Raw genomic sequence first — 14,414 nt, 5'->3', positions numbered from 1 at the left:
GGCCGCGCAGGGTGAGTGTTCAGCAAACGTCGTAAACCCAGTCCCTACGCGCTCCCGGCGCTTTGGGACACTCATCACTTCCCTGTGAATCGTCCATGGGGACTGCCTCACCGGGGCGCCGGCCGAAAGGTCCCTCTTTTGAGGCTTGCTGAACACTCACCCTGCACCCCCCCGTAGCATCGGGCTCCTGAGATCTTTTCCCCATTACCCTGAATCTTTGCCAAAGACAGCGGAACGTCCATGATAAAAATGACTTGATTGCAGCCGGGGAGGCGATTCCCAGGAGGCTTTTCGAAACTCTCACAAGAGGGACCTTGTGAGAGAGCCCCCAGGGACGGGTTTACGGCGTTTTCGAAAAGCCTCCTGGGAATCGCCTGGAACTAACCTTACGAAGCACACATCACCTGCGAATGGACGAATTAAGGACCAATAAAAGTCGAATTTCTTACCGCGCGAATCTCTGGGTTTTCCAGGGATTGCAGCTCAAAGGTAATGTTGGTCTGGGTGCGGTCCAGTTCATCGCGCGGAACCTGCACTCGAATCGGTACGGTTAGGATTTCACCCTCTTCCACCGGATACTGTCGATAGCCTTGTACACTGAACGGGAAATCGCCATGCACCTGGACATCGTAGTGATGCACGCCTCGGTCCATGTTGTGAATCCGCAGGGTGTAAACATTTTGCACCATGTCCCCGCTCAAACGATACATGTTTACGCCCCGGTCACGAATCACATCAAGCCCTACCGGAGCACGAGTGCCAATGCTGTAAATGAACACGCCTATCATCAGTAGCAAAATCGCGCCATAGCCAAACAAGCGCGGCCTCAGGATACGCGTTCGGCCCCCGGCAATGGCATCCTCGGAGGTAAAGCTGATTAGACCCCGTGGATAACTCATTTTGTCCATAACCTGATTGCAGGCGTCAACGCATAAACCGCAATCGATGCACTCAGCCTGCAAGCCTTCGCGAATATCAATATCCACCGGGCAGACCTGCACGCACCAGGAGCAATCTATACAGTCCCCCATACCTTTTGCGCGGTAATCTTCGTTTGCTTTACGCGGGCCCCGTTGCTCTCCGCGATGGTGGTTGTAAAGCACCGCGAGGGTATCTTGGTCGTACATGACCGACTGAAAGCGCGCGTAGGGGCACATGTACTTGCACACCTGCTCACGCATAAACCCCGCGTTGAGATAGGTGGCGCCCATAAAGAAAAACACCCAGAAGGCGGCGGCCGGATGCACTTCCAGAGTCACAAGGCCCACAATCAGTTCCCGTATGGGAACAAAATAACCAATAAACGTTAGCCCAGTGATCAGGGAAATAAGCAGCCAAATACTTTGCGTAGCACCTTTGCGAAGTACCTTCTCGGTATTCCACGGTTGTGCATCCAGCTTCATGCGCTTATTGCGATCGCCCTGACACAAATGCTCCGCCCATATAAACATTTGCGTCCACACGGTCTGTGGGCAAGTGAAACCGCACCACACACGCCCCACCAACACCGTAACGGTAAACAACAAAAAGGCCGCAATTAACAATAACCAAGCCAGGTACATGGCGTCTTGGGGGCGGAAGGTTAGCCAGAGGATATGAAACTGACGGGCGGGCAGGTCGAACAGCATGGCGGGCCGGCCGTCGATGATCAGCCAGGGCATGAGCAAAAACCCGAGAATCAACGGCAGGCCGGTATAGCGACGCAACTTTTGATAAAAGCCGATAATGCGGCGGGTGTAAACTTTGTCCTCGGCTTCGTACAGATTAACGTATCGAATTCCGGGTTCCTGATCACCCGGCTTGGGTGATGTCGGAGTTTTACTCAAGCCGATCCACCTCCAAACAAAACGGGAGCCAGCTTAAGGCCAGCTCCCTTACACAGCCGGTGACAGGTGTGCTTCTTGAATTTATTCCTCATGGTCCAGTGACAAACTGTACACATAGGCCGCCAACAAGTGAATGCGATCTTCGCGAAGCAAGTTACGTTGCGCCGGCATGACGCCGGTACGGCCCTCGCGCAGTGTCTGACGAATGTCGCTCGGCTCGCCGCCGTACAGCCAAATGTCATTGGTTAGGTCCGGGCCACCCAGAGCTTGATTACCCTGCCCCTCGCGCCCATGACAGGCCGCACAGAACTGAGCATAGGACTGACCGCCGCGTTCAGCCGCCGCTTCATTGTGATCGCGGCCAGACATTTTCAACACATACTCTGTCACGTCAGCTATGCCCCGCTCTCCCAGGGAGCTGGCCCATCCCGGCATGATACCAACGCGGCCATCCATCAACGTTTTCTTGATCTGTGCCGGACTGCCACCCCATTGCCAATCACCGTTGGTCAAATCGGGGAATCCGTAGCCACCGCCGCCGTCGGAACCGTGGCAGGCGGCGCAGTTGTTAGCAAACAATCGCAAACCCATACGCATGGCTTGCGGATTATGAGCCAATTCCTCAATTGGGGTTTCCGCGAAAGCACCGAATTGATGAGCATAAAGCTCCTGAGCTTGAGCTTGATGCCGGCGCAACTCACCCTCGGAGGTCCACCCCAGCACGCCGGGGAAGGCACCCATGCCCGGGTAGAGCACGAGATAAACAGCGCTAAAGATGAAAGTAGCAATAAACAGGTTGAACCACCAGCGCGGCAGCGGGTTATCGTATTCCTCAATGCCGTCGTAGACGTGACTCCTTTTTTTGTTTTCTGGGTCTTCGTCATCCCGGACAGCCACCTTACGATTCGCCAACAGGACCCAAAGCACCAACCCTAGATTGGTGACGGTTAGCCCGATAATCCAAAGGCTCCAAAAAGTGCTCATTGCTTGTCCTGCCGTGATGAATCGTTTTGCTCAGCTTGGTCCCGGTCTGCCGGGGTATCGCTGTCGTCATCCTCTGACGGAGTTTCAGGGTCATTCTCATCTTTCTTGAAGGGCACCTCGGCCGCATCTTCAAAGCGCTTCTTGCGGCGCGGAGAAAAAGCCCACCAACATATCGCTGCGAAAGCCGCAGCCATCAAAAGGGTGGAAATGGTTCCCAAGAGTCCTGAATCCATAATGTCACCGTTTCTCCGTCAGCAAAGTACCCAACTGTTGCAAGTAGGCTACCAGGGCGTCCATTTCGGTTTCGCCTTTCACCCGCTCACCAGCGCCTTCAATATCTTCATCGGTGTACGGCACCCCTACCCGGCGCAAAGCTCGCATTTTGCGTTCCGTATGGCGCCCGTCCAGAACATTGTCATAGAGCCAGGGATAAGCCGGCATGTTGGATTCCGGAACGACAAGGCGCGGATTAAACAAATGCACTTTGTGCCAATCGTCAGAATAACGACCACCGATGCGGGCCAGGTCCGGACCGGTGCGCTTGGAACCCCAGAGGAACGGATGCTCATAGATTTGCTCTCCCGCCACGGAATAGTGTCCATAGCGCTCCACTTCCGCACGCAACGGCCGCACCATTTGGGTGTGGCAAACGTGACAACCTTCGCGGATGTAAATGTCCCGGCCTTCCAGTTCCAGGGCCCCCAAAGGCATCAGGCCTTCTACCGGTTCAGTGGTTTCCTTGAGGAAAAACAGCGGCACGATTTGCACCAAGCCACCGAAACTGATGGCGAAGATAATCAGCACGGTCATCAGACCGATGTTTTTTTCTACCAGATCGTGATTCTTCATGCTTTTGCCTCCCCGGACTCATTGGCCGGTTCGGGCACTGTGGCGGTGCGCCATAGGTTCCAGGCCATCAGTAACATACCCAACAAAAAGATAGCGCCGCCCACAAAACGCACCACGTAACCGGGATAGCTGGCTTGCACGGATTCGACGAAGGTGTAGGTGAGCGTCCCATCTTCGTTAAACGCACGCCACATCAAGCCCTGCATAATTCCGTTCACCCACATGGCTACGATGTAGAGAACAATACCCACGGTAGAAAGCCAGAAATGCACGTTGATCCACTTAATGCTGTACATCTGTTTGCGGCCGAACAAAATCGGCAGTAGGTGATACATGGCTCCGATGGAGATCATTGCCACCCAGCCCAGAGCACCCGCGTGCACATGACCAATGGTCCAGTCCGTGTTGTGGGAGAGCGCATTCACGGTTTTGATGGACATCATGGGCCCTTCAAAAGTCGTCAGACCATAGAACGACAAAGACACCACCAGAAAGCGCAAGGTCGGGTCAGTGCGCAGTTTGTGCCAGGCGCCGGAGAGCGTCATAACGCCATTGATCATGCCGCCCCAACTGGGCGCCAGGAGAATCAGAGACATCACCATACCGAGGCTTTGTGCCCAGTCAGGCAACGAGGTGTAGTGCAGATGGTGCGCACCCGCCCACACGTAAATGGAAATCAGGGCCCAAAAGTGCACGATGGACAGCTGGTACGAATAGATGGGTCGCTCTGCCTGTTTGGGCACAAAGTAATACATGATGCCCAGGAAGCCAGCGGTCAGGAAAAAGCCCACGGCGTTGTGCCCATACCACCACTGAATCATGGCATCGGTGGTACCCGAGTAAACGGAGTAAGACTTCCACAACGTTACGGGAACATAAACATTGTTGACCACGTGCAACAGGGCCACAGCCAGGATAAACGCCCCAAAGAACCAGTTGGCCACATAGATGTGGGAGATTTTGCGCTTGGCGATGGTGCCAAAAAACACGATGGCGTAGGCCACCCACACGATCGTGATCAGAATACTGATGGGCCATTCCAGCTCAGCGTATTCTTTAGTGGTGGTGATACCCAGCGGCAGTGTAATGGCGGCCGAGACGATCACCAGTTGCCAGCCCCAGAAGGTGAACGGCACCAGCCAACCGCCGAACAGCGGGGCCTGGCAGGTGCGTTGAACCACGTAATAGGAAGTAGCGAAGAGCGCGCAGCCACCGAAGGCAAAAATGACCGCATTGGTGTGCAGGGGGCGCAAACGGCCAAAGTTCGTATATGGTGCCCAAATGTCATTGAGGCCCGGCCATACCAGTTGGGCGGCGATCAGAACCCCAACGGCCATGCCCACGATACCCCACACCACGGTCATTACAGAAAACTGACGAACCACCTTGTAATCGTATACCGGGTGGTTGCCGGCCGCGGCCAAACTGCTAGTCATAGGATATTCCCGTACTGTGTTGCGCTAGCGCAAAAAGAGTTGCCTAAATCCTGCCTCAAGCGTGCCGACGCCCTGTCATTAGGGGCGCAAGACTGCCGGTTGGCGAGGGCATTTTCCCTTAAAGCGCTGACACATTTTTTGACTTCCATCAAACAATGTCCCGTTTACTGCGCAACAAGGAGAGAGAGTTGAGTGAAACACTGGGAGGGTGCGATCCTGGCACACCAAACCCTCTGAAGAGTGGTTTGGCCCGCGAAAAATCGGCTTCGATGAAACCGGAGTCAAACGTCTTAGCAGACCCTGCCGCCCCACATTGGTTCGGCAGAGCCTGCTAAGTTTTTCGGGCGCTTAGCTGAGCTTACGCCCTTTGCTGGCGGCAATGCGCATGCGCAGAGCGTTGAGTTTAATGAAGCCTTCGGCGTCTTTCTGATCGTACGCGCCGGCATCATCTTCAAACGTGGCGACTTTTTCGTCGAACAGACTATCCGCCGAGCGACGGCCGACCAGGTGAACGCCGCCTTTGTAGAGCTTCAGACGCACTTCGCCGTTGACGTGCTTCTGGGACTCATCAATGGCCGTTTGCAGCATCTGCCGCTCTGGGCTCCACCAATAGCCGTTGTACACCAGTTCGGCGTATTTGGGCATCAGGCTGTCTTTTAGGTGCGCCACTTCCCGATCAAGGGTAATGGATTCTATGGCCCGGTGCGCTCGCAGCATGATGGTGCCGCCGGGTGTTTCGTAACAGCCCCGGGACTTCATGCCCACGTAGCGGTTTTCCACAATATCCAAACGGCCAATGCCGTTTTCGCCGCCCAGTTTGTTCAGGGTGGCCAAAACCGTAGCCGGCGACATTGTTTCGCCATTGATGGCCACTATGTCGCCTTTTTCAAAAGTCAGGTCCACATAGGTGGGCTGGTCTGGAGCCGCCTCGGGGGACACGCTCCAGCGCCACATCTCTTCTTCCGCCTCAGTCCAGGGATCTTCCAGCACGCCGCCCTCGTAAGAGATGTGCAGCAGGTTGGCGTCCATGGAGTAAGGGGACTTCTTCTTGTTCTTGGCGTAGTCCACGGGAATATTGTGCTTCTCGCAGTAGGCCATCAGGGTTTCCCGAGACGTCAGGTCCCACTCGCGCCAGGGCGCAATCACCTGGATGCCGGGCTTGAGCGCGTAGGCGCCCAGTTCGAAGCGCACTTGGTCATTGCCTTTGCCGGTAGCACCGTGGGAAATGGCATCGGCGCCCGTTTCATTGGCAATTTCAATCAGGCGCTTGGCGATCAGCGGACGGGCGATGGAGGTGCCCAGCAAGTATTCACCTTCATAAATGGTGTTGGCCCGGAACATGGGGAAAACGAAATCGCGTACGAATTCTTCGCGCAAATCGTCGATGTAGATTTCTTTAACTCCCAGCGCCTGTGCCTTGGCACGGGCCGGCTCCACCTCTTCACCCTGGCCGATATCGGCGGTAAAGGTCACCACCTCGCAGTTATAGGTTTCCTGCAACCACTTGACGATGACAGACGTATCCAGGCCACCGGAATAGGCCAGAACCACTTTTTTGACGGATGACATAGGGAGCTCCCGCTGAATGCTGTACTTCGATTTGGATGCCAGGGGGCCCAACGAGCAAAAAACTGCCCTGGGGCCGCTGTGCGGCGGCGCGTATTGTACCGTCGATTGGAGGGAAATCCCAGAGCGCTGGCGATGGTTTCGGCTGGCTACAGTCAGAGGGCTCTAGTCGAGCACCAATTTAAGACGAAGAAGGTGCCGCGGTCGAATTCTCTGGGGCAAGCTCCCCTGCGATTGGACTCGACACCGACAGTCCAAGCCTTTGCAGCTGTTCGCGTCCGTAACGCTCCAATTCAGTCAGAATGCCCCGCTGCTGATCACTCAACGTCCCGGATCGCAAGGTGGCCAATCGCTGGACCAATTGATCCCAAGTAAGGCTGCCCCCCGCTTGAGGGTCGGTCAAGCGGCTACGGCAGAACGTGCGCCAGCTGGCCTGCTCCTGGCTGCTTAACGATTCTGGGTAGTGGCGAGCCCGGTAGCGAAACAGTAACTCGGGTAGCCGGCTGTCCTTAAAGTCGAAGTGCTGCTGGGCCAGCTCATCCCCACTCATTTTGCGCACTTGGGCCATAAGACGTTTGTCGCTGTCGTCAAAAAACCCGTCGTAGAGCATCTGCTCCGGGTCGGTTTTGGGCGTGAAGGAGCGCTCCCGGTAGAGCTGGTGGAGCTTCACCTGCAGCGCACGACGCTCATCCAGAGTCAGGTTGGCCAATTGCCGCCAGTGGGCTTCACATTGCTCCCGGTTGATTCGCAGGCGACGCGCGGTTTTGTCGTCCAGCATGTTAGGGGGAAGCAGCATTGGGGTTTTGTTTAGGTGAACTTCTTTCAGAGCCAGGCGCTCCGAGCCTTCGGGCAAGTCTTCGGTCTTCACGAACAGGCGCTCGCGCAAACCCTCCACGTCCAGATTTAACAGATCCGCGGGGTTGGAAGCCAAATTGAACACCAACACACTGTTATTGTTGTCCGGATGCCGCATCAGGGGCAGTACCAGAGCGGCGTTGCCGTTTTCGTTGGGGAATTTAGAAGAGATATGCAACAGCGGCTTGTGGCTGTCGATATCCACCAGAGAACCGGCGAAGCGCTTGTCCCGCAGCCGGTAGGCGTATTGGTACAGTTTGGGCTGTTTCTCTCGCACCAGTCGAGCAATAGCAATGGTGGCATAGACATCCGACAGGGCATCATGGGCCGACTCATGGCTGAGATTGTTGGCTCGGGTGAGCTCTTCCAACTTAAAACAGGGTCGGCCATCATCGTAATTGGGCCACTGAATGCCCTCCGGGCGCAGCGCGCGTGTCATGCGTAGCATGTCGATGATGTCCCAGCGGGAATTCCCATTGCGCCACTCGCGCTCATAAGGATCGTAGAAATTGCGATAGAGTGTGTAGCGGGTGACTTCGTCGTCAAAGCGAATGGAGTTGTACCCTACCCCGCAGGTACCGGGTTGCCCCAGCTCGGCCAGTATAGCCGCGATAAACTCCCGTTCGGGCACACCTTGCTCTAAAGCCAGCTGAGGGGTAAGGCCCGTCACCAGACAGGCTTCCGGTTTGGGCAGTGTGTCCGGGGCCGGACGGCAGTAGAGCATCAGCGGCTCACCGATAATGTTCAGTTGTTCGTCAGTACGTATGCCGGCAAACTGAGAGGGACGATCCTGAGCAGGGTTCTCGCCCCAGGTTTCGTAATCGTGCCAGTACAGAGTTCTGGCTCCATTCTGTTGTTGTCCCGCCACTGTGCGTTGCTCCCGTAAGGTATGCTCGCCCTACTGTACCATTTCACGACGATATTGAAATATACTGGAACCCTTGACGAGCCAAAGGAAGCAGGAGATCCCATGCCGGATTTAGAGTCCCTCTTTACCAACAACGTCCAGTGGGCGGAGCAGACCAAGGAAAAAGATCCGGAGTTTTTCAATAAACTCGCCGCGCAGCAAACGCCGGAATTTTTGTGGATCGGCTGCGCCGACAGTCGAGTGCCTGCCAATGAAATTGTCGGTTTATTGCCCGGTGAGCTGTTCGTGCACCGCAATGTCGCAAACCTGGTCATTCAGACGGACCTTAACTGCCTGTCCGTGATGCAATTTGCTGTGGAGTACCTTAAGGTCAAACACATTATTGTTACCGGCCATTATGGCTGTGGCGGTGTAAAAGCGGCGATGGAGCACAAGCAGCTGGGCATGTTGGACTACTGGGTGCGCAATATTCGCGATGTGTATTTTCATCAGCAAGAAGCACTGGATGCGATAGAGGATGATGCTCAGCGCATTGACCGTTTGTGCGAACTGAATGTCATACAACAAGTGGCCAATGTGTCTCACACCAACATTGTGCAAAATGCCTGGAAGCAAGGGCAGGAACTGACCATTCACGGTTGGATTTACAGCATCAAAGATGGCCTGCTGCGCAAGCTGGTGAAGCCCATCAAGTCCATTGATCAGGTGGACGAACGCTACCGCATGGCTTAGCCGCTGCCACGCACCTATACTCACGGTACTATCCAATGCGCCCCAGGTTTCCAGCCAGTCCGCTATTCACTGCACTGATTCTGAGCCTGGGCATTGCGATTGGCTGGTGGGCCCGTGGGCCCGACAGGTTGCCCGCCCCCCCCCCACAGGAAGCCTCTACCCCTTATCCTTCCAGCCCTTGGTTCCAGAACGAGTCTACTGAAACCGCCACACTCTCGAATCCCCGAGCAACTACACAGGCTGAGTACAACGCTGAGCAAGAACCCGCTCCTGTCAGCAAGTCTGTACCTGAACAATTTCGGGCGCTATTGGCAGCCCCCGCTCTGAGTGAGGCCATGGCGCTGTACCGGGAAACTGAACGCACAGACCTCCATGCCAGTGAGAAGCTAAAAGAGATTGCGCTGCAGTTCTTGGACAACTATCTAGCGCAAGGCGATGCAAGCGCTTTAATCAGCCTGGTCGACGCCCTACTTTCGGTGAACTACGACGATATCGACGTATTGCTGGTGCTGGCGCAACACCAGATGAATGCCGATTACTTCTTCGAAGCGGCCAACACCTTCCAGTTAACTTTTACTTATGCGCTCACCCAGAGCGACAAACAACCCACAGTGGTAAATGCATTTAAGGATTTCGTGGCTAGGGTAGACGATCAATTGTCGGCTGAGAGACGCTGGCGCGAGCTAAGCCACTTCTACGAAACTCTGCAATCACTGGATCTTACTGAACCACGCTATCAGCTGCGCTTGGCCGAGCTTTATTTACAGCACGGTCAGCAAGACCTCGGCCATGAGCTGCTTGAACACCTCTCGACCAACCCCGCCATAGCGGCGGACGTGGCGGCGCTGCTAAAGGGCGCTGGCCGTCCACCCCGAGAGAGGGTTGCCAGCACCGAGCCGCGCACAGATTCATTTGCACTTACCGCCATTGGAAGCCATTTCCACTTGCCCCTGCGCCTCAATCGCACGACCGATGTGCACTTGCTAATCGACACCGGCGCCAGCGTAACCACCCTGTCCCACGAAGCGTTTGACCGTCTACGTCACCAGACCCGTTTTACCGAGCTTGGCCCGCAAATTTTCAACACCGCTGGCGGCGCGGCTAAAGGGACTGTCTACCGTGTTGATCAACTTCAGCTCGGAGCCCACACCATTCCCGATGTGCACATAGCCGTACTGGACTTTTCCATGCCCCACGGTGTGGATGGCTTATTGGGCATGAATGTACTTAGGCATTTTCGATTTCAGGTCGACCAGGATCAGGCTCGCTTACACGTTCAACCCAGGTAACCCGGACCGGTCTTGCGCTACTTGCTAGAGCAACGGACGACCGCGTAGCGACGGTATTTTATCTGGCGCAAGAGCTTTAGAAATGAGAAACCCCTGAGCGTACTGGCATTCGGCGCGCTTCAAAAAGTCCAACTGCTCGCGAGTTTCCAACCCTTCAGCAACCATATTCAAGTCCAAAGTCTTGGCAATATTGATAATCGCCTCGGCCAGGGCCATCTCATGGGGCTGCCCAGGCACACCACTCATAAACGACCGATCGATCTTCAAGGTGCTAATGGGTAGTCGACGCAAATGGGAAAGGTTGGAGTAACCGGTGCCAAAGTCATCGATGCTGACGCGCAACCCAGCTTCATGAAGCAGCGCAAGGTTCGAATCCACCTGGGGATCATCGCTGAGCAGAAGAGACTCCGTCACTTCCACCCACAGTAAATCATGGGGAATTCCGGCGCTGTTCAACTGGTCCAGTAGAACCTGCGCAAAATCCGCTTTCAGCAACTCCACTGGAGCCACATTGAGTGCCACGGGAATATTCCACTCCCCCTGTGCGCACCACGCTCTAATTTGCCGAAACACCTCCGCCTGCACCCAGCGGCCCACCGGCACGATCAGTCCCGCCTGCTCGGCAATGGGAATAAACTCCTCCGGGTGCATAACGCCCAACTCAGAAGAGTGCCAGCGCAGCAGCGCTTCGACTCCGGCCAGCTCGCCCGTATGCAGAGAGACAATGGGCTGGTAGTGAAGACAGAACTGATTCTTTTCCAAAGCACCACGCATGCTGGACTCTATCTTGAGGCGCTCGGAAATACTCACGGATTCGGCGTGCGTAAAGTAGCGAATCCCCAAATCTTCCCGCCCCGAAAAACGAATGGCCGCTGAGGCCTTTTCGATCAACACCTGGGGGGAAACGCCGTGCTCGGGAAAGATGCTGCCGCCGATCAAAATACGCAAATACTGTTCACCGCCCTCATAAAGAAAAGGTTTTTCCAACTCCCCCCGAACCCGGTCTGCGACCTGATCAATATCGTTAGCGTCTTCCGCCAAGTTGGGTACAACCATCACGAACTCATCGGCCTGCAAACGCGCCACCGTACCGCCACCTGGACACACGTCCCGCAAGCGATCCGCCACTTGCGCGAGCAGCTCATCGCCGGCTTCTGTACCCAGGCTTTGATTCACCAAACGCAAACCTGCAACATTCATCAACAGAACCGCTAGTTGACGCTCGGACGCTTGGGAAAGCGCCAGCAACTGCGTCAAACGGTCAGTAAGTAGACGGCGGTTGGGCAAACGGGTGAGTGGATCGTAGTAGGCGGAAAACTCTACCGACGCACGCACCTGCTGCAGATCGTTCTTATGCCGAATTTCGCTTTCCACCAGATTTGCAAATTGCCGCAGGCGCCAAATCTGGCAATCATCGAACGTGCGCGGCTTGTGGTCAATCAAGCACAAGGTACCAAGCGTTTTCCCGCTGGGTCCGTGCACCTGCGCCCCCGCATAAAAACGAATGTACGGTGGGCCCGTGACCAACGGGTTCCCGGCAAAACGCTCATCCTTACACGCGTCCGGGATCACCATCACTTCCGGTTCGTTGATGGCGTGAGCACAGAACGACACGTCGCGAGTGGTCTCCCGGAAACTCCAACCGCAAGCCGACTTGAACCACTGCCGGTTGGCGTCAATCAAAGTGATCAATACAACGGGAAACTCAAAAAGATTCGCCACCAGGGCCGTATAGCGATCGAAACGTTCATCGGCGGCGACACCCAGTAGGTTCAGCCCACGCAATTCCTCCAGCCGCTCCTCCTCATCCGCAGGAATTTCGGGTTTCACGTAAGTAGCACTTTCAGCACTCATGGCGCCCTCCGGTTCAGTCTAAGGTTGCGCATTTCTACCGTGTGCGGCCACCAAAGGTCGGAAAATTTCGCGAGCATTGCCTGTATAGGCTATTCCAAAAGACGATCAGTTTTGGCGGCCATTACAAAATCATTGCGGTGCAAACCACCAGTTTTGTGGGTCCACCAATACACCGTTACCTTGCCCCACTCAGTGGTCAACACCGGATGATGGTTGGCCTTTTCCGCAAGCTCACCCACCTGTTGCGTGAACGCCAGAGCCCCGGCAAAATCTTTGAACTTAACGGTCCTGGACAAACACTGCTCGCCGTCGACCGTATCCACATTCCAATCCGGCAACTCTGTAATCAAATCCCGAATTTCAGATTCGCTCATTTGCGGTCCACCCGCTTTACACGGTTCGCATTGCATCTGCGCTAACTGAGTCATCATCATTTCTCCTTCGATTTGGGTGAATTGCTATTTAGCATGGCTCCCAGAGCGGCGCCCGTAGCCGCCGCGCCGCCGAGTGACCAACCGCCGTCTACCGGCAGCACCACCCCGGCAATGTAAGCCGCTTGCTCCGACGCCAGAAACAGGCACGCTCTGGCAATATCCTCAGGTTGCCCCAGCCGGCCAAGGGGGACGGACTGTGCCACCGCTTGTCGGTGATGCTCCTTGGGCGCCAATCGTTGCATGCCTTCGGTGCCATCGATGGGGCCGGGTAAAACGCTGTTTACTCGAATACCCTCCGCGCCCCACTCCAAAGCTAGGGTACGCGTTAACATATCCACACCGGCCTTGGCAGCGCATACATGCGACTGGCCGGGCATGGCAATGTGCGCCTGAGGCGCAGAGATATGGATCAACGACCCGCCGGGTTTACGTAAAAAGGGGTAAACCGCTTGCGCCACATGAAAGCTGCCCAGCAAATCAATGTCGACCACTGACTTAAACGCGTTGACCGACATGCCCGTGGCCATGGCCGGGAAGTTACCCGCTGCGCCTGAGACCACAACATCCAGTTCGCCCCAAGACTCGTGTACCGATTGCACTCCCAAGCGAACAACCTCCGCGTCCCGAACATCGGCGCAAAAGCCCATGGACTCCGCACCTAGCGCCTGAAGCGCCGCTATTGTGTCGTCCACTTTTTCCTGCGAACGGCTAGCCACCGCCACGCGCGCGCCCGCAGCCGCAAAGGCCTCGGCAATGCCGCGGTTAATACCACTGGTTCCGCCAACCACCAAAACATTTCGACCTGTGTAATCCCACGGCGCCATACGGCTATTCCTCTGTTTCGCTGTTGCGTAAATTTTTGAACTACTGGAAGCGAGAAAAATCCGGCGCTCGCTTGGCAAAAAACGCCTCAATAGCCTCCGCGCACTCTTCGGAAGCGAGCCCTTCAGTAAAGGCCGCCACCTCAGCATTCATGGCAGCGGCTATACCCGCCTGTTGGGATTGCTTGAGCAAAGCCTTGGAGCGCCGCAGGGCGGCGGGCGGTTGCGCGGCTAGACGCGCGAGTCGCTCCCTGACGCGGACGTCCAGATCGGCATCCGGCAGGACCTCATTGACAAGCTGAAGAGCAAGCGCGGTTTGGGCATCGAAACCCTCCCCCAGTAGAATCAGTTCGGACGCTTTGACGTGCCCCAAAGAACGCGGCAGCAAGTAACTGGCGGCGAACTCAGGGCAGAGTCCCAGGTTAACGAAGGGAAGTTGAAAGTAGGCGTTGTCGCTGGCGTAGACCAAATCGCAGTGCAGCAGTACCGTGGTACCGATGCCCACGGCGGGCCCTCGCACTGACGCCACAACGGGTTTAGCAAAGGTTTGCAAGGCGCGCATAAAGTCGATGACCGGATGCTCTTCGGTCAAGGCAGGCGCCTGCATAAAGTCGGCGAGATCATTGCCGGCACAAAAACACCCTTCGCGCCCCTCCAAAACTAAGACACGAACAGCCGGATCTTTTTGCGCTTTGGCAATCGCATCGGCCGCCGCCGCATACATCGCCAAGGTAAGCGCATTCTTGCGCTCGGGCCGGTTGAAGCGCAGCCACAGTACGGAACCGTCGAGCTGCGCGTCCAATTGCGCCGATTGCCCTCTGGGGTCAGTCATTGCCGAACTCCCACCCATGGTTTCGTACCACTATACCCTGATACTCTGGCCCTCTCAAAGCGGCGCTC

General features: G+C 55.9%; 13 protein-coding genes. 2 read left to right on the top strand and 11 right to left on the bottom strand.

Annotation, left to right across the window (positions count from 1 at the left end; genetic code table 11):
• Nucleotides 1–419: 419 nt before the first annotated feature.
• From ccoG to sbcB, 7 genes are all read right to left on the bottom strand, one after another.
• Nucleotides 420–1,826, bottom strand: a complete 1,407-nt coding sequence (ccoG, locus tag RBH33_RS17225; protein ID WP_306733462.1) for a cytochrome c oxidase accessory protein CcoG — start codon at nucleotides 1,824–1,826, stop codon at nucleotides 420–422.
• An 81-nt stretch (nucleotides 1,827–1,907) separates the two neighbouring features.
• A complete protein-coding gene (gene ccoP, locus RBH33_RS17220; protein WP_306733461.1) occupies nucleotides 1,908–2,810 on the bottom strand; it encodes a cytochrome-c oxidase, cbb3-type subunit III in 903 nt (300 codons plus the stop codon).
• A complete protein-coding gene (locus RBH33_RS17215; RefSeq protein ID WP_306733460.1) occupies nucleotides 2,807–3,043 on the bottom strand; it encodes a cbb3-type cytochrome oxidase subunit 3 in 237 nt (78 codons plus the stop codon). The genes ccoP and RBH33_RS17215 overlap by 4 nt, the downstream gene beginning before the upstream one ends.
• Before the next feature lie 4 nt (nucleotides 3,044–3,047).
• Nucleotides 3,048–3,659 carry a cytochrome-c oxidase, cbb3-type subunit II gene (gene ccoO / locus RBH33_RS17210; RefSeq protein WP_306733459.1) on the bottom strand — a complete coding sequence of 204 codons (612 nt, stop codon included), beginning with the start codon at nucleotides 3,657–3,659 and terminating at the stop codon, nucleotides 3,048–3,050.
• Nucleotides 3,656–5,095, bottom strand: a complete 1,440-nt coding sequence (gene ccoN / locus RBH33_RS17205; RefSeq protein WP_306733458.1) for a cytochrome-c oxidase, cbb3-type subunit I — start codon at nucleotides 5,093–5,095, stop codon at nucleotides 3,656–3,658. Before ccoN ends, ccoO begins: the two co-directional genes overlap by 4 nt.
• 348 nt (nucleotides 5,096–5,443) lie before the next feature.
• Nucleotides 5,444–6,664, bottom strand: a complete 1,221-nt coding sequence (locus RBH33_RS17200; protein WP_306733457.1) for an argininosuccinate synthase — start codon at nucleotides 6,662–6,664, stop codon at nucleotides 5,444–5,446.
• Nucleotides 6,665–6,842: 178 nt separating this feature from the next.
• Nucleotides 6,843–8,384, bottom strand: a complete 1,542-nt coding sequence (gene sbcB, locus RBH33_RS17195) for an exodeoxyribonuclease I (protein ID WP_306733456.1) — start codon at nucleotides 8,382–8,384, stop codon at nucleotides 6,843–6,845.
• 102 nt (nucleotides 8,385–8,486) lie between these two features.
• Here sbcB and can point away from each other — a divergent pair, with 102 nt between their 5' ends.
• Entirely contained in the window at nucleotides 8,487–9,116 is a 630-nt protein-coding gene (gene can, locus RBH33_RS17190) for a carbonate dehydratase (RefSeq protein ID WP_306733455.1), read from the top strand.
• A gap of 35 nt (nucleotides 9,117–9,151) precedes the next feature.
• Entirely contained in the window at nucleotides 9,152–10,405 is a 1,254-nt protein-coding gene (locus RBH33_RS17185) for a retropepsin-like aspartic protease (protein WP_306733454.1), read from the top strand.
• 24 nt (nucleotides 10,406–10,429) lie between these two features.
• Here the strand turns inward: RBH33_RS17185 and RBH33_RS17180 are convergent, their stop codons facing one another.
• The 4 genes from RBH33_RS17180 to RBH33_RS17165 form a co-directional block, all read right to left on the bottom strand.
• On the bottom strand, nucleotides 10,430–12,259 hold the full coding sequence (locus RBH33_RS17180) for a sensor domain-containing phosphodiesterase (protein WP_306733453.1): 1,830 nt from the start codon (nucleotides 12,257–12,259) through the stop codon (nucleotides 10,430–10,432).
• 89 nt (nucleotides 12,260–12,348) lie between these two features.
• A complete protein-coding gene (locus RBH33_RS17175) occupies nucleotides 12,349–12,687 on the bottom strand; it encodes a 4a-hydroxytetrahydrobiopterin dehydratase (RefSeq protein WP_306733482.1) in 339 nt (112 codons plus the stop codon).
• A gap of 2 nt (nucleotides 12,688–12,689) precedes the next feature.
• Nucleotides 12,690–13,517 carry an SDR family oxidoreductase gene (locus RBH33_RS17170; RefSeq protein ID WP_306733452.1) on the bottom strand — a complete coding sequence of 276 codons (828 nt, stop codon included), beginning with the start codon at nucleotides 13,515–13,517 and terminating at the stop codon, nucleotides 12,690–12,692.
• A gap of 40 nt (nucleotides 13,518–13,557) precedes the next feature.
• On the bottom strand, nucleotides 13,558–14,346 hold the full coding sequence (locus RBH33_RS17165) for an enoyl-CoA hydratase (protein ID WP_306733451.1): 789 nt from the start codon (nucleotides 14,344–14,346) through the stop codon (nucleotides 13,558–13,560).
• Nucleotides 14,347–14,414 lie beyond the last annotated feature (68 nt).

It is taken from the genome of Marinimicrobium hydrolyticum (assembly GCF_030848505.1).
In the GTDB taxonomy this organism is placed as follows: Bacteria; Pseudomonadota; Gammaproteobacteria; order Pseudomonadales; family Cellvibrionaceae; genus JAVDDU01.
The sequence above is the reverse complement of the archived record's forward strand: the minus strand, read 5'-3'. Positions and strand labels throughout refer to the sequence as shown.